The sequence below is a fragment of the Shewanella sp. SM20 genome (assembly GCF_025654545.1).
GTDB classification, from domain to species: domain Bacteria; phylum Pseudomonadota; class Gammaproteobacteria; order Enterobacterales; family Shewanellaceae; genus Shewanella; species Shewanella oncorhynchi.
Genome location: NZ_JAKKRK010000013.1, coordinates 19,582 through 34,484, shown reverse-complemented (window position 1 = coordinate 34,484; position 14,903 = coordinate 19,582). Strand labels below are relative to the sequence as shown.

The following is a 14,903-nucleotide window of genomic DNA, read 5'->3' as shown; positions in this document are numbered from 1 at the left end:
CAATGTTTTATTTTTTATCAAATAGCAGCTAACTGCGGTTTTGGGCGTTGTTTTATCGGCCTGTCTTAAGTAGGAGTGAATGTGATTGGTATTGAAACCGCAATCAGGTACAATTTCGCTCCTTTGAACCGTATCCATTTTCAGTATTAGTCATTGCAGCATAATGAAACAAATTAGAAACTTCTCAATTATTGCCCATATCGACCATGGTAAATCGACGCTATCAGATCGTCTTATTCAGGTTTGTGGCGGTTTAACCGACCGTGAAATGGATTCTCAAGTTTTAGATTCTATGGATCTAGAACGTGAGCGTGGTATTACGATTAAGGCACAAAGTGTCACTTTGGATTATAAAGCCAAAGATGGCCTTGTCTATCAACTCAACTTTATTGATACCCCAGGTCACGTTGACTTCTCCTACGAGGTCTCGCGCTCATTAGCTGCCTGTGAAGGTGCTTTGCTGGTGGTTGATGCGGGTCAGGGCGTTGAAGCTCAGACACTGGCAAACTGTTATACCGCGCTGGATATGAATCTAGATGTGGTACCCATTTTAAACAAGATTGACTTACCACAAGCCGATCCAGAACGTGTTGCTGCCGAGATTGAAGATATCGTCGGTATTGATGCGATGGATGCTGTGCGTTGTTCGGCTAAAACCGGTGTCGGTGTCGATGAGGTTTTAGAAGTCATTGTTGCCAAAATTCCACCGCCAGAAGGCGATCCTGACGCACCATTGCAAGCCTTGATCATCGATTCTTGGTTTGATAACTACTTAGGCGTAGTGTCGTTAGTGCGAATTAAACACGGTAGCCTGAAAAAAGGTGACAAGTTTAAGGTCATGTCTACAGGACAAAACCACACTGCGGATCGTGTCGGTATTTTCACCCCAAAACAAACTGACAAAACCGAACTTAAAACCGGTGAAGTCGGCTTTGTGATTGCGGGTTTGAAGGAAATTCACGGCGCGCCCGTGGGCGATACGTTAACTTTAGCCAAAAACGGTGCGGATAAACCCTTACCCGGCTTTAAGAAAGTGAAGCCACAGGTATACGCTGGCGTATTCCCAATTTCGACCGACGAATATGAAAACTTCCGTGATGCGCTGAACAAACTCAGCCTGAACGATGCGTCATTATTCTTTGAACCTGAAAGTTCATCGGCACTCGGTTTTGGTTTCCGCATTGGCTATTTAGGCCTGCTCCACATGGAAATCGTACAAGAGCGTTTAGAGCGTGAATACAACCTAGAGTTGATCACCACTGCGCCAACCGTAGTGTACGAAGTTGTCATGACCAGCGGTGAAACGATTTACGTTGATAACCCGTCTGATCTGCCTGCGATTAACAACATTGAAGAAATGCGTGAGCCGATTGTTGAGGCCAACATTTTAGTGCCAAAAGAATACTTAGGTAACGTGATTACCCTGTGTATTGAAAAACGTGGCACCCAAGTGAACATGGTTTACCACGGTAACCAAGTGGCTGTAACTTACCATCTGCCAATGGCGGAAGTGGTCATGGACTTCTTCGACCGTTTGAAATCCACTAGCCGTGGCTATGCATCCCTCGAATATAACTTTATTCGTTTCGATCCTGCAGACATGGTGCGTTTAGATATTCTCATCAACGGCGACCGAGTCGACGCCTTGGCTATGGTTATCCATAGATCAAACATTCGTCACCGTGGTTTAGCTTTAGTGGATAAGATGAAAGAACTTATTCCACGTCAGATGTTTGATATTGCGATTCAAGCGGCGGTGGGCAGTCAAATTATTGCCCGTTCAACCGTGAAAGCCCTACGTAAAGACGTAACGGCTAAGTGTTATGGCGGCGACGTTTCTCGTAAGAAAAAACTCTTAAATAAACAAAAAGAGGGTAAGAAACGGATGAAGCAAGTAGGTAACGTTGAGGTGCCGCAAGAAGCATTCTTAGCGGTACTTAAGCTAAACGAGTAATCGTTAGCATAAGAAGTGACAATTTAGTTGACTATTGCGCCGCTGTTTGCGGCGCTTTAGTTAGGTTATCGCATTGGTTTACCAAGGTCGAATACGGTAAGTTAACTAAAGTATGATATTCGCTGAGTTAGGCACCTTTAATTATTTTTAAGGCAGGAGTTCAATAAGCAATGGCAGCGTATTTTTCCATTATTCTAGTGCTAATCACCCTGATCTCAGGACTTATTTGGTTAGTCGATGTGCTCGTTTTCGCCCCAAAGCGTCGTGAGAGTTTAGCGTTAGCAAAGGCATCACAAGCGAATTTAACTGAAGAAGCTGAGTACCAAATCATTCGTGAGTCGACCATAGTCGAAACCGCGCATTCTATCTTCCCTGTAATTGCCTTTGTGTTGATCCTGCGTTCATTCATTTATGAGCCATTTCAAATCCCATCGGGTTCTATGATGCCAACCCTCTTAGTGGGCGACTTCATTCTGGTGGAAAAATTTAGTTATGGGCTTAAAGATCCCGTATGGCGAACCAAGCTGGTTGAAACTGGCGAGCCCAAACGCGGTGATGTGGTGGTATTTAAATATCCAGAAAACCCCGCCATTGACTACATTAAACGTGTAGTCGGTTTGCCGGGTGATAGAATTATTTACCGTAATAAACAGTTGATGATCCAAAAGGCCTGTGGCGTTGAGCAAACAGCTTGTCCAGAACCGCAAGTTATCGCCCGCACTGAGATCAGTCGTGGTGATTACAGCCAAGATGGTGTGCCGTTACTGCGTTATAAAGAGGAATTGGGTGATGTCGCCCACGATATTTTGATCAACCCAAGTCGTCCTGACATGCTGGGGTATTTTAAGCGCGAAGGTAATTTACCCGCGGGTGAGTTTTTAGTGCCAGAAGGCCATTACTTTGCCATGGGTGATAACCGCGATAACAGTACCGACAGTCGTTTCTGGGGCTTTGTGCCAGAAGAGAACCTTGTTGGTAAAGCGGTAGCGATTTGGATTAGTTTTGAATTTGACCGTTCAAAAGCAGACTTCCTCCCAACTTGGGTGCCTAGCGGTGTGCGTTTTGAGCGTGTAGGTGGAATTAAATAGCATGGAACCGATTAAAAATTTGCCACGTTTGTGTCGTACCTTAGGTTATGAGTTCAAGAATATTGAGCTTTTGACTCAAGCGCTGACCCACAGAAGTGCGGCAAATAAGCATAATGAGCGCTTAGAGTTTTTAGGTGATTCAATTTTATCTATCGTGATTTCTGATGCTTTGTATCATCAGTTTCCGAAGGCAACCGAAGGCGATTTAAGCCGGATGCGTGCCACCTTAGTTCGCGGTGATACCTTAACTATCATCGCCCAAGAGTTTAAGCTCGGCGATTATTTATATCTCGGTCCTGGCGAGTTGAAAAGTGGCGGATTTAGACGCGAGTCGATTCTTGCCGATGCAGTTGAAGCCATTATTGGCGCCGTTTACCTTGATTCCGATCTCGAAGTTTGCCGTGCATTACTGTTGAAATGGTATGCCGAGCGTTTGGCCGAAATCCAACCTGGGATCAGTCAGAAAGACGCTAAGACATTACTGCAAGAACATTTACAAGGGTTTAAAAAGCCGCTGCCTGATTACCAAGTAATCAACATAGAAGGCGATGCCCACGATCAGACATTTACCGTTGAATGTCGTATTGAAGACTTGAGCCAAAGCGTCATTGGTGTGGCGAGTTCACGCCGTAAAGCCGAGCAAATCGCGGCCGCTCAAGTATTGGAGTTACTAAAGAAATGACCAAAAAAACAGACTTGTCAGGTATCGATGCTGCAAAAGCGGCAACTGAGCCGAGTTTAGATGAATTACTGGCAAGGATGAATGCGGCCGCGCCAACGCCGTCGGCCCAATACGATGTCACTTATTGCGGCATGGTGGCGATCATTGGTCGCCCTAACGTCGGTAAATCAACGTTAATCAACCGTTTGCTTGGTCAGAAGGTAAGTATTACTTCTAAAAAGCCACAAACAACGCGCCACCGTATCATGGGTATTCATACCGATGGTCCGAAGCAAATTGTGTTCATCGATACACCAGGTTTACACATAGAAGAGCAGCGGGCGATTAACCGCCTGATGAACCGCGCAGCTGCCAGTTCGCTTGCCGATGTAGCTATGGTGATTTTTGTGGTCGATGGCATGACGTGGACCGCCGATGATGAGATGGTGTTGAGTAAATTACGCCGTGGCGGTGAAGAGCGTCAGACAATTCTGGCGATCAACAAAGTCGACAATATCAAAGACAAAGAATCGCTATTCCCGTATTTGGAAGAAGTCGCCAAAAAATATCCTTTCGATGAAATTTTGCCGATTTCAGCCAGTAAAGGTACCAACGTTAAGCGCATTTTAGAGCTAGCGGCGGCGTCGATTCCTGAAGGACCTTTCTTCTTCCCTGAAGACTATGTTACCGATCGTTCGCAACGTTTTATGGCGTCGGAAATTGTGCGTGAAAAACTGATGCGCTTCTTAGGTGATGAATTACCCTATGATGCGACAGTTGAGATTGAACAGTTCAAGATGATGGAAAATGGCGTTTATCAAATCAATGCCTTGATCCTTGTTGAGCGTGAAGGTCAAAAACGTATGGTGATTGGTAGCAAGGGCGAACGTATTCGTACTATCGCAACTCAAGCTCGCTTAGACATGGAGACCTTGTTTGATAATAAAGTCTTCCTCGAAGTGTGGGTGAAAGTGAAATCCGGTTGGGCCGATGATGAACGCGCCCTGCGTAGCTTAGGTTACGGCGACGATTAAGTATTAATTCCAGCGAGCGCGCTTACCGATGAAACGTGGTTACGTTTTACATCATCGCCCATATCGAGAGTCCAGTGTCTTAGTTAACCTCTTAGTTGACGGCATTGGACGGGTTGATGTGGTTGCCCGAACTGGCAGCGGTAAGCGCTCTATCAAGAGTATTCTCCAGCCCTTTCAACCGCTGATCTTCGAATTTAGCGGTAAGTCTGAATTAAAAACCTTAACTCAAGTCGAAGCCGCTGCGCCTGCTGTGCCTCTTTCTGGCCAGAGCTTGTTTGCTGGCATGTATATCAATGAGTTATTGGTTCGCACTTTGTCTGTACAGCACAATGCCGAAGAGTTGTTCCTCATTTATCATCAAGCCTTAGTCGGCCTTGCCGCGAAGTTTTGCCAATCCCAACTGCGTTATATTGAGCTCGCCTTGCTGCGGGAATTAGGTTTTATGCCTTCTCTTAGCCGCGATACTCAAGGTGAACCACTCGTACCTGATGATTATTACCAGCTCGTGCCTGAGTTAGGTTTTCAATTTGTGCTCAACTCCCGTGCTCGCAATGCTTATCAAGGGGCAATGTTGACGGCGCTTAACGATAACCAGCTCACCGACGCACATTTTTTGAGCGCCAAGTTGTTGATGCGCTCCCTGTTAACGCCATTACTCGGGACTAAACCTTTGTTGAGTCGACAATTGTTCGTCAGCACTGCCGTACCAACTAAGATTGATGGGAATAATTCGCCCTAGCTCCTGTTTTTTAGCGTGAGCCTAAGTACAATAGGCCGCAATATCAGCGTTAAACATTAAGGAGTTCCCGATGAGCCGTATCTTATTGGGCGTGAATATCGACCATATTGCTACTCTGCGCCAAGCCCGTGGCACCAGTTATCCTGATCCTGTGCATGCTGCTGCCGTTGCTGAACATGCTGGTGCCGATGGCATCACTATCCATTTGCGTGAAGACAGACGCCACATCATAGACCGCGATGTATATTTGTTGGCAAAAACCTTGAAAACCCGCATGAATTTTGAATGCGCTGTGACCGAAGAAATGCTTAACATCGCCTGTGAAATTAAGCCGACCTATGTCTGTTTAGTACCAGAAAAACGTCAAGAAGTCACCACTGAAGGCGGCTTAGATGTGGCGGGGCAGTTAGATAAAATCACTGCTGCAGTGACTCGTTTAGCTGCTGAGGGTATTCAAGTCTCCTTATTTATCGATGCCGATAAAACTCAAATTGATGCCGCCGTTGCCTCTGGCGCACCGCTTATTGAAATTCATACGGGCTGTTATGCCGATGCTAAAACTGAAGCGGAAGAAGCTATTGAGTTAGCGCGTATTCGCGAAATGGCAAAATACGCCCATGGCAAAGGTTTAGTGGTTAACGCGGGTCATGGTTTACATTATCACAACGTGAAACCCATCGCGGCGATTCCTGAGTTATATGAACTCAATATCGGCCATGCGATTGTCGCACGTGCCGCCATTGACGGTTTAGCGACAGCAGTGAAAGACATGAAAGTGTTAATGCTTGAAGGTCGTCGAGGCGAATAATGGCGATTGTCGGCCTAGGCACAGATATCGTCGAGATTGAGCGTATTCAGGTCCATGTGGCACGCGCAGGTGACAAGCTGGCGAAACGTGTGCTGACCGAGTCTGAGTTAGCCATTTATACTGCCCATAGTCAGCCAAGTCGTTATCTTGCCAAGCGTTTTGCTGCAAAAGAAGCCGCAGCCAAAGCCCTCGGTACGGGTATTGGCCGCGGCGTGTCGTTTCAGCATATTCACATTGGCAACAATGAGGATGGTGCACCGACGATTCACTTTACCGAGGGGGCGTTAACGCGCTTACAGCAGCTTAAAGCGACGGTTGGGCATATCTCTATTGCCGATGAAAAATCCTACGCGATTGCGACGGTAATCATAGAGTCTCAATAAACCCGAGTTTGTGTCTGTTGGCGGTAAAAAAGGAACCTTAGGGTTCCTTTTTTCATTTCTGGATGGGTATCCAAATCAGTGCCAAATTACTGAATGCAACAATTTATTTACTTTTACTGTTCAGCTTAATTGTTTTACGTTAGTTTATGGCTTGCGCGTCTCTCAATTTGGCGCAGGTAAAGCAGGGGCAAATGAAGAGGAACCCGACATGAAATCCGCCGCAGAGCAGTTATCGACCTACAAAAGTGTGCATTTAAATCAGCGTAATATTCAGACCCATTTTATTGGCATCCCACTGATTATTTGGTCTGCTTTCCTGTTGTTGGCCACAGTGCGTATTCCGCTGGGGAGTATGGGAGAGACAAGTTTAGCAGTGATAGTCGGTATATTCGTGTTGGCCTATTATGTCCGTTTACACTTAAGGCTTTCAATGGGGCTCATATTATTTATGGTACCTGTGCTGCTCACGACTGAGTGGGCGGCGCATATCGCCGGTGCCACTTGGCTTGCCCTAGGGGTATTTGTGGTGGGCTGGGTGTTCCAGCTAATTGGCCATCAATATGAAAAAGCCAAGCCTGCCTTTGTGGATGACTTAAATCAGCTATTAATTGGGCCATTTTTCTTAATGGCGGAAGTGTATTTTATGTTGGGCTTAGAAAAGGCGCTGAATGCCCAGATAACACCAATGGCGCTTGAGAAGCGTCGTATGCTTGAGGCGAAAAAGTCTGCATAGCTTGGCTAGATAGTGAATTAGAGTAGATAGATTTATAGCTTGGGGGAGCATCATCGCTTGGAGGAAATCGTCCGCCGGACCACATCTTAACTCGTGTGGTTCGGCCATTTTTTATGCTCAAAATTGAGGATTAAACTCTGGGGGGATGATAATACAGCGGGATAATTCTCACTGTATTAATCATATTCTCTGACACATCAATTATCTCTAATGGATAACCTGCTAAACGTAAACTGGTATTCGCAGAAGGAATTTCCTCCAGATACTCCAGAATCAGACCATTGAGGGTTTTAGGGCCATCGGTGGGAAAGTTCCACTTCATTTCTTTATTCAAATCGCGGATCGTAATGCCCGCATCAACTAAGTAGCTACCATCTTGCTGGACCTTAATGTCTTCACTCGGGGTGGTCAACATAGAAGTGGTAAAGTCGCCGACAATCTCTTCGAGAATATCTTCGAGTGTTACTAGACCTTGAATATCACCATATTCATCAACGACTAAGCCGATGCGCTCTTTATTTTGTTGGAAGTTAGCTAGCTGCACATTGAGTGGTGTACCTTCTGGCACAAAGTAGAGTTCTTTCACTGCGCGCAACAAAGATGACTTGCTGAATTGCTCTTTAGATTGGAGGCGCAGGGCGTCACGTAAGTGAATAAAGCCCACTGCATCGTCTATGGTGTCGCGATACACTAACACTCGGGTATGTGGACTTTGGATCACCTGACGATTGATAACCTTAAATTCGTCATTGACGTTAATTCCGTAGATATCTGAGCGTGGCACCATAATATCTTCAACGGTGACTTTCTCTAAATCCAAGATAGATAACAGCATTTCTTGGTGACGTCGGGGGATGAGTGCCCCTGCCTCATGCACCACAGTACGCAGCTCTTCTTGGCTTAGTGCATCGCTACTATTAACGGTTTTTATCCCCATCAAACGTAAGATACCTGTGGTTATCAAATTAACGCTTGAGACAACATAGGCAAAGGTCGAGGAAAGTATAAGTAGCAGTATGCTAGAGGGAAAAGCAATACGCTCAGGATTTAGCGCTGCGATGGTTTTTGGCGTGACTTCAGCAAAAACGAGCACGACTAACGTAAGCACGCCAGTTGCAACAGCGACCCCTAAGTCGCCCCAAAGACGCATACCAATGATAGTCGCAATAGCAGATGCGGAAATATTGACTAAGTTATTGCCAATTAAGATCAATCCAATCAAACGGTCAGGACGCTCAAGTAACTTCAAAGCTCTAATCGCCCCTTTATGGCCATTGTTGGCTAAGTGGCGTAGACGGTAACGGTTGAGAGTCATCATTGCGGTTTCTGAGCCTGAAAAATAGGCAGAGAATAGGATAAGCACTAGTAAAACGATCAGGAGTGCGCTTGTCGATATAGCGTCCAAAAAAGGCTCCAATGTGGCCAGTAAACTTAAGTAAATACCGACATTTAAAAAAAGTGTCAAGTCGGCCGCAGCAATAACTGCCCCAGCCGACTTAAATGTTTAGTTGAGGATTAATTCTTTGACAATGCGCGCGCCAAAATATGCGAGCGAAAGTAAGGATGCGCCAGTCAGAGTGTAAATGACTGCGGTACGAATTTTACAACCGACCCAATACTGTTGCCACAGCATAGTAATGTATACAAACCAAGCCATTATCGACAGAATTGCCTTATGACCTTTACCATCGGCGAACATATCTTCAAGGAAGATAAAACCAGTCGCGAGCGACAAACTGAGCAAGATAACGCCGATAATCACCAGATGATAAAGCTGTTTTTCAACTGTCATCAGCGGCGGAATGCCAGGGCTCAGCATAAATTGTTTTTTCTTCAGTTTATTTTGGATCATCGCCAGTTGTATCGCATACAGGGCGGCAATCATCAGGGCGCTGTAGGCCATGAGTGACAATACGACGTGGGCTAATACTTCAGGATAAAGCTCAAAATGTGTGATGAATTTAGGCGGCAATAACCAGAGTAGGGCAACCGAAAGCACTGAGCAGGCATAAACCACGGGCACGACGACGATGACTTTCAGCCTGAACATCAATATCGTAAAAGTAAAAGCGATAATCCAGTTCACTAAGGAAATCACATTCGTCAGGCTAAAGTTTTGGCCATCTGTGGTGAAAATCACTTGTGATAATGCTGCGGCATGTAAAATAACCGCAATAGCGGCAAAACCTGCGACAGCACGGCGATTCGGACCGTCTGGGTGAAACAATCTACTCGTCACTAGTACCAATGCAATGCAATAAAAAAACATGGCTGAGGCAGAAAAGATGACCATGGGTAATTAACCTATTTGTGTAGTTAAAGGTGCCTTAAAAACGGGGCATACAGATCAATATTTTCCCTAGAATAACATGAGCTGTCGGCAAATGGGCAGTGACATGAGTTGCAAAATTTAGCAGATTCTTATTGTTAGGGTTAAATAGTGTGTCGACGACAATAAAACATGACTCAGCGCAAGTAAAACACTTAACCACAATCAAGATGGGTGCAGCAGTAGCATAATGCGCATGCATCGTTATAATACAGCCCATTAATCGAGATTCTTAAAGGTATAGAACAGGACGATGTTTGAGAACCTAACCGACAGACTGTCACGCACACTGAAAAATATCAGTGGCCGTGGTCGCTTAACTGAAGAAAACGTTAAGGAAACCCTGCGCGAAGTGCGTATGGCACTGCTGGAGGCCGATGTTGCCCTGCCTGTGGTGCGCGAATTTGTTAATAACGTAAAAGAACGTGCCGTAGGCCAAGAAGTCTCTAAAAGCTTAAGCCCTGGCCAAGCCTTTATTAAGATAGTTCAAAGTGAACTTGAAAAATCCATGGGCGAGGCGAATGAAGCCCTAGATTTAGCCACTCAGCCGCCAGCTGTGATTATGATGGCGGGTCTGCAAGGTGCGGGTAAAACCACCAGTGTGGCAAAACTGGGTAAATTTTTACGCGAACGCCATAAAAAATCGGTATTAGTCGTCAGTGCTGACGTTTATCGCCCCGCGGCGATTAAACAGCTTGAGACGTTAGCGCAAGAAGTGGCGGTGGAGTTTTTCCCATCGGACGTTAGCCAAAAGCCAATCGACATTGCGAAAGCGGCGATTGCCCACGCTAAATTAAAGTTTATCGATGTGGTGATCCTCGATACCGCAGGTCGTCTGCATGTCGACGAAGCCATGATGGACGAGATCAAAGGCTTACACGCAGCGGTCAAGCCTATCGAAACCTTGTTCGTTGTTGATGCTATGACAGGTCAAGATGCGGCAAACACCGCTAAGGCCTTTAATGAAGCTTTACCACTGACGGGGGTTATTTTAACTAAAGTCGATGGTGATGCGCGCGGTGGTGCGGCGTTATCGATTCGCCACATTACGGGCAAGCCGATTAAATTCCTCGGAGTGGGTGAAAAGACCGACGCGTTAGAGCCATTCCATCCAGACCGTATTGCTTCACGCATTTTGGGCATGGGCGATGTGTTATCGCTTATCGAAGAAGTTGAGCGTGGCGTCGATAAAGAAAAGGCCATGAAGCTGGCTTCGAAAGTGAAGCAAGGTGGCAGTTTCGATTTAGAAGATTTCCGTGAGCAGTTACAGCAAATGAAAAATATGGGCGGCATGATGAATATGCTGGAAAAACTGCCCGGTGTTGGTCAATTGCCCCCAGAAGCCTTAGCGCAAATCCAAGACGGCAAGATGACAGGTCAAATGGAAGCCATCATTAATTCGATGACTTCCAAGGAGCGTAAGAACCCTGATTTAATCAAGGGCTCACGCAAACGTCGCATCGCAGCTGGTTCTGGCACGCAAATTCAAGATGTAAACCGTTTATTGAAACAGTTTACTCAAATGCAAAAGATGATGAAAAAAATGTCTGCTAAGGGCGGCATGCAAAAAATGATGCGCGGAATGCGCGGTATGATGCCACCAGGAATGAAATTTCCGGGCCGTTAATCGGACATTTTTAGTTAAACCTAGCACTTTATCAGTCGGTTGACTCTGGTAACAATGAACCGCTAACGAAGGACGCAGGCGTAATAATCGCCATCTTTGGTTGCATTAGTTGGAAACTCAGGTAAAATCTTCCGGCTTTCTATCTGGGACTCTTCGCGAACACGGGGTTCCAGTTTTTATTTTTGCTTCAAAGCAAATCATTAGAGGATTGAAAACGCATGGTTACCATTCGTTTAGCTCGTGGCGGCGCAAAAAAGCGTCCATTTTACAACATCGTTGTTGCTGATAGCCGTAACGCTCGTGACGGTCGTTTCATTGAGCGTGTAGGTTTCTTCAACCCATTGGCCCGTGGCCAAGAAGAAACATTACGTTTAGACCTAGCTCGCGTTGAGCACTGGGTTTCTAACGGTGCAGCTGCTACAGAACGCGTAGCAAAATTGATCAAAGACGCTCGTAAAGCAACTGCTTAATAGCGTTAAGGTATAGATTGATGAGCAGTAACCAACAGCCAGTCGTACTGGGGAAATTAGGCTCCTGTCATGGCATTAAAGGTTGGCTGAAAATCACCGCCTATACCGATTCTGTTGAAGGTATCTTTGACTACTCGCCTTGGCTTATTAAAGAAAATGGTGAGTGGCGCGAAATAAAGGTCACCCAGTGGCGTTATCAAGGCAAGGCCGTTGTTGCCTTACTTGATGGCGTAGAAACACGGGAGCAAGCGCAAATGCTCACAAATTGTGAGATTGCGATTTTGCCGGAACAGATGAACGATTTGCCAGCAGATGAATTCTACTGGCGTGATCTCATCGGTTGCGAAGTGGTCAATACAACTGGCTATAACATGGGGATTGTCGATCAGATCGTGGAAACAGGATCGAACGACGTATTACTCGTTAAAGCCAACGCTAAAGATAGTTTCGGCAAAGTGGAACGTATGATCCCCTTTGTCCCTGAGCAGTTCATCAAAACGGTGGATCTGCAAGGTAAACAGATTTTAGTGGATTGGGATCCTGACTTCTAAGTCGAGGTACAACAGATGTGGTTAGGGGTAATAACCCTGTTCCCAGAGATGTTCCGTGCCGTGACAGACTTTGGAGTTACGGGCCGAGCCGTGAAAAACGGCCTGCTCGAGTTGCACACGTGGAATCCCCGTGATTTCACCCATGATAGACATAATACGGTAGATGACAGGCCTTACGGCGGTGGTCCCGGAATGTTGATGATGGTGCAACCCTTGCGCGATGCCATCCATGCAGCGAAAGCCGCAGCGGGTGAAGGTGCGAAGGTGATTTACTTGTCACCTCAAGGACGCAAGCTGGATCAGCAAGGCGTCACTGAGTTGGCTCAATCATCACGTTTGATTTTGGTCTGTGGTCGATACGAAGGTATTGATGAACGCATCATTCAAACGGAAGTGGATGAAGAGTGGTCGATAGGGGATTACGTGCTTTCGGGCGGCGAATTACCGGCGATGACTCTGATAGATTCAGTATCGAGATTGGTTCCTGGCGTGCTAGGAAAACAAGCTTCGGCGGAGCAAGATTCTTTCTCCGACGGTTTACTGGATTGTCCACATTACACTCGCCCTGAAAGCTTGGATGGTCTTGACGTACCGGCAGTGCTGCTAAGTGGCAACCACGAACAAATTAGACTCTGGCGTTTACAGCAAAGCCTTGGTAGGACTTTACTTAGACGGCCAGAATTATTGCAAAATCTAGCTCTGACTGACGAACAAACGACTCTATTAGCGCAGTTCGTTGAAGCAATGAACAAGCATGCTTAGTCGTAGCTCAGTTAATTCTAGAACGGAGTAAGTTATGAACAACATCATTAAAATGCTCAACGATGAGCAAATGAAACAAGACGTACCTGCGTTTGGTGCTGGTGATACAGTAGTCGTTCAGGTTCGTGTTAAAGAAGGCGATAAAGAGCGTTTACAGGCTTTTGAAGGCGTTGTAATTGCTAAGCGTAACCGTGGTCTGCACTCTGCATTCACAGTACGTAAAATCTCTAATGGCGAAGGTGTTGAGCGTGCTTTCCAAACGCACAGCCCACTGATCGCTAGCATTGAAGTTAAGCGTCGTGGTCGCGTTCGTCGCGCCAAACTGTACTATCTGCGTGATCGTTCAGGTAAATCTGCACGTATCCGTGAGAAGCTGGCAACTAAGTAATAGTTACCGCTACAGAAAACAAGACGTAGTGTTCGCACAGAAAACCGCCCTAGTGGCGGTTTTTTGTTGCTGTTTTTTGAGTATTTATACTTGATCTAAAGAGAATGAACAGGCATAGTGGTCGCCTGGTTGTAATGGTGTAGCATTACAAAAGTACATTGCGATGGATTTACGCTATTTTATATCCGAAATGAATGCCCAAGCTGACTTGAAGTCCTGCTTCGACAACTGGGTTAAACACTAAGTCTTAGGTGGTAAGCATGCAACAAGATACGATTAACAACGTACACATCAGTTCAGAGAAAGTCTTAATCACGCCGCAAGAGCTTAAAAATGCCTTGCCACTCTCTGAGCATGCTTATCGCTATATCCTCAATGCCCGTAAAACCGTGGCTGATATTGTTCATAAGCGTGACAATCGAGTATTGATTGTCACTGGCCCTTGCTCAATCCATGATATCGCCGCCGCAAAAGAATACGCTTTAAGGCTTAAAACTCTGCACGATGAACTCAGTGATGAGTTTTACATCTTAATGCGAGTGTACTTTGAAAAGCCGCGTACCACGGTAGGTTGGAAGGGCATGATCAACGATCCCGATATGGATGAATCCTTCGATGTCGAAAAAGGCCTGAAAATGGCCCGTGAGCTAATGATTTGGTTGGCCGAGTTAGGACTGCCTGTTGCCACCGAAGCACTCGATCCTATCAGTCCTCAGTACATTTCTGAGCTTGTCACTTGGTCTGCCATTGGTGCTCGCACCACTGAATCGCAGACTCATAGGGAAATGGCATCGGGTCTTTCTATGCCGGTGGGCTTTAAAAATGGCACCGATGGTAAGCTCGATGTAGCGATTAATGCGCTAAAATCGGCGGCCAGTAGCCACAGATTTATGGGCATAAACCAGCAGGGCCAAGTCGCATTATTGCAAACTGCGGGCAATCCCGATGGCCATGTGATTTTACGCGGTGGTGCAACGCCCAACTATGATGCGGCGAGTGTGGCAGAGTGTGAAACGCAGCTCCATAAAGCCAAACTCAATGCACGTTTGATCATCGATTGCAGCCATGGCAATTCATCCAAAGACTACAGCCGCCAAAAGCCTGTCTGTGAAAATGTGTTCGAGCAGATTTTTAACGGCAATAAGTCGATTATTGGCGTCATGCTAGAAAGTCATTTAAATGAAGGCAATCAAAGTTGTGATAGGCCATTAAGCGAGCTAGCTTACGGTGTTTCTGTAACAGATTCTTGTATTAGTTGGGAAAAAACAGAAACCATTTTACGGGAAGGCGCAGCGAAGTTATCTTCAATACTTCCAACGCGTTTCGATATGCTGAAAGTAGCTAACGCTTAAATTAGTTACAGCTTAATGGACTCA

At 45.9% G+C, this 14,903-nt stretch carries 16 protein-coding genes; 14 read left to right on the top strand and 2 right to left on the bottom strand.

Annotation, left to right across the window (positions count from 1 at the left end; translation table 11 throughout):
- Nucleotides 1–163: 163 nt before the first annotated feature.
- From lepA to L5M18_RS07465, 8 genes are all read left to right on the top strand, one after another.
- The gene (gene lepA, locus L5M18_RS07500; protein ID WP_263196425.1) at nt 164–1,954 is read left to right on the top strand and encodes a translation elongation factor 4; all 1,791 of its coding nucleotides are present in this window, start codon (nt 164–166) and stop codon (nt 1,952–1,954) included.
- Nucleotides 1,955–2,124: 170 nt separating this feature from the next.
- Nucleotides 2,125–3,042, top strand: a complete 918-nt coding sequence (gene lepB / locus L5M18_RS07495) for a signal peptidase I (RefSeq protein WP_028760821.1) — start codon at nt 2,125–2,127, stop codon at nt 3,040–3,042.
- 1 nt (nt 3,043) lies between these two features.
- Nucleotides 3,044–3,724 (top strand): ribonuclease III, encoded by a 681-nt coding sequence (gene rnc / locus L5M18_RS07490; protein ID WP_012088603.1) that lies wholly within the window; start codon nt 3,044–3,046, stop codon nt 3,722–3,724.
- Nucleotides 3,721–4,737 carry a GTPase Era gene (era, locus tag L5M18_RS07485; protein WP_028760819.1) on the top strand — a complete coding sequence of 339 codons (1,017 nt, stop codon included), beginning with the start codon at nt 3,721–3,723 and terminating at the stop codon, nt 4,735–4,737. The genes rnc and era overlap by 4 nt, the downstream gene beginning before the upstream one ends.
- 28 nt (nt 4,738–4,765) lie before the next feature.
- Nucleotides 4,766–5,476, top strand: coding sequence for a DNA repair protein RecO (recO, locus tag L5M18_RS07480; RefSeq protein WP_028760818.1), 711 nt, complete (start codon nt 4,766–4,768; stop codon nt 5,474–5,476).
- A 70-nt stretch (nt 5,477–5,546) separates the two neighbouring features.
- Nucleotides 5,547–6,284, top strand: coding sequence for a pyridoxine 5'-phosphate synthase (gene pdxJ / locus L5M18_RS07475; protein WP_263160819.1), 738 nt, complete (start codon nt 5,547–5,549; stop codon nt 6,282–6,284).
- Entirely contained in the window at nt 6,284–6,667 is a 384-nt protein-coding gene (acpS, locus tag L5M18_RS07470; protein WP_028760816.1) for a holo-ACP synthase, read from the top strand. The genes pdxJ and acpS overlap by 1 nt, the downstream gene beginning before the upstream one ends.
- 208 nt (nt 6,668–6,875) lie before the next feature.
- A complete protein-coding gene (locus L5M18_RS07465) occupies nt 6,876–7,400 on the top strand; it encodes a DUF962 domain-containing protein (RefSeq protein ID WP_131523031.1) in 525 nt (174 codons plus the stop codon).
- 130 nt (nt 7,401–7,530) lie between these two features.
- On the opposite strand, the gene L5M18_RS07460 is transcribed toward L5M18_RS07465, so the two are convergent.
- Both L5M18_RS07460 and L5M18_RS07455 read right to left on the bottom strand, forming a co-directional pair.
- Nucleotides 7,531–8,805, bottom strand: coding sequence for an HlyC/CorC family transporter (locus L5M18_RS07460; RefSeq protein WP_113940661.1), 1,275 nt, complete (start codon nt 8,803–8,805; stop codon nt 7,531–7,533).
- A gap of 99 nt (nt 8,806–8,904) precedes the next feature.
- Nucleotides 8,905–9,693, bottom strand: coding sequence for an inner membrane protein YpjD (locus L5M18_RS07455; RefSeq protein WP_028760813.1), 789 nt, complete (start codon nt 9,691–9,693; stop codon nt 8,905–8,907).
- A 289-nt stretch (nt 9,694–9,982) separates the two neighbouring features.
- On the opposite strand from L5M18_RS07455, the gene ffh reads away from it, so the two are divergent.
- The 6 genes from ffh (at nt 9,983) to L5M18_RS07425 (ending at nt 14,879) form a co-directional block, all read left to right on the top strand.
- A complete protein-coding gene (ffh, locus tag L5M18_RS07450; RefSeq protein WP_006080787.1) occupies nt 9,983–11,356 on the top strand; it encodes a signal recognition particle protein in 1,374 nt (457 codons plus the stop codon).
- 218 nt (nt 11,357–11,574) lie between these two features.
- Entirely contained in the window at nt 11,575–11,826 is a 252-nt protein-coding gene (gene rpsP, locus L5M18_RS07445; RefSeq protein WP_006080788.1) for a 30S ribosomal protein S16, read from the top strand.
- Between the two features lie 20 nt (nt 11,827–11,846).
- A complete protein-coding gene (rimM, locus tag L5M18_RS07440) occupies nt 11,847–12,377 on the top strand; it encodes a ribosome maturation factor RimM (RefSeq protein ID WP_006080789.1) in 531 nt (176 codons plus the stop codon).
- A 15-nt stretch (nt 12,378–12,392) separates the two neighbouring features.
- The gene (gene trmD, locus L5M18_RS07435; protein WP_028760810.1) at nt 12,393–13,139 is read left to right on the top strand and encodes a tRNA (guanosine(37)-N1)-methyltransferase TrmD; all 747 of its coding nucleotides are present in this window, start codon (nt 12,393–12,395) and stop codon (nt 13,137–13,139) included.
- A 34-nt stretch (nt 13,140–13,173) separates the two neighbouring features.
- Complete coding sequence (rplS, locus tag L5M18_RS07430; protein ID WP_006080791.1) at nt 13,174–13,527, top strand: 50S ribosomal protein L19; 354 nt, start codon at nt 13,174–13,176, stop codon at nt 13,525–13,527.
- 260 nt (nt 13,528–13,787) lie between these two features.
- On the top strand, nt 13,788–14,879 hold the full coding sequence (locus L5M18_RS07425) for a 3-deoxy-7-phosphoheptulonate synthase (RefSeq protein WP_263146076.1): 1,092 nt from the start codon (nt 13,788–13,790) through the stop codon (nt 14,877–14,879).
- Nucleotides 14,880–14,903 lie beyond the last annotated feature (24 nt).

Bases quoted from the DNA above. Each gene is read 5' to 3' on its own strand.
- rpsP (WP_006080788.1), top strand. From the start codon at position 11,575: ATGGTTACCATTCGTTTAGCTCGTGGCGGCGCAAAAAAGCGTCCATTT.
- ffh (WP_006080787.1), top strand. From the start codon at position 9,983: ATGTTTGAGAACCTAACCGACAGACTGTCACGCACACTGAAAAATATC.
- L5M18_RS07425 (WP_263146076.1), top strand. From the start codon at position 13,788: ATGCAACAAGATACGATTAACAACGTACACATCAGTTCAGAGAAAGTC.
- L5M18_RS07455 (WP_028760813.1), bottom strand. From the start codon at position 9,693: ATGGTCATCTTTTCTGCCTCAGCCATGTTTTTTTATTGCATTGCATTG.
- pdxJ (WP_263160819.1), top strand. From the start codon at position 5,547: ATGAGCCGTATCTTATTGGGCGTGAATATCGACCATATTGCTACTCTG.
- lepA (WP_263196425.1), top strand. From the start codon at position 164: ATGAAACAAATTAGAAACTTCTCAATTATTGCCCATATCGACCATGGT.
- trmD (WP_028760810.1), top strand. From the start codon at position 12,393: ATGTGGTTAGGGGTAATAACCCTGTTCCCAGAGATGTTCCGTGCCGTG.
- acpS (WP_028760816.1), top strand. From the start codon at position 6,284: ATGGCGATTGTCGGCCTAGGCACAGATATCGTCGAGATTGAGCGTATT.
- lepB (WP_028760821.1), top strand. From the start codon at position 2,125: ATGGCAGCGTATTTTTCCATTATTCTAGTGCTAATCACCCTGATCTCA.
- recO (WP_028760818.1), top strand. From the start codon at position 4,766: ATGAAACGTGGTTACGTTTTACATCATCGCCCATATCGAGAGTCCAGT.
- era (WP_028760819.1), top strand. From the start codon at position 3,721: ATGACCAAAAAAACAGACTTGTCAGGTATCGATGCTGCAAAAGCGGCA.
- rplS (WP_006080791.1), top strand. From the start codon at position 13,174: ATGAACAACATCATTAAAATGCTCAACGATGAGCAAATGAAACAAGAC.
- rnc (WP_012088603.1), top strand. From the start codon at position 3,044: ATGGAACCGATTAAAAATTTGCCACGTTTGTGTCGTACCTTAGGTTAT.
- L5M18_RS07465 (WP_131523031.1), top strand. From the start codon at position 6,876: ATGAAATCCGCCGCAGAGCAGTTATCGACCTACAAAAGTGTGCATTTA.
- rimM (WP_006080789.1), top strand. From the start codon at position 11,847: ATGAGCAGTAACCAACAGCCAGTCGTACTGGGGAAATTAGGCTCCTGT.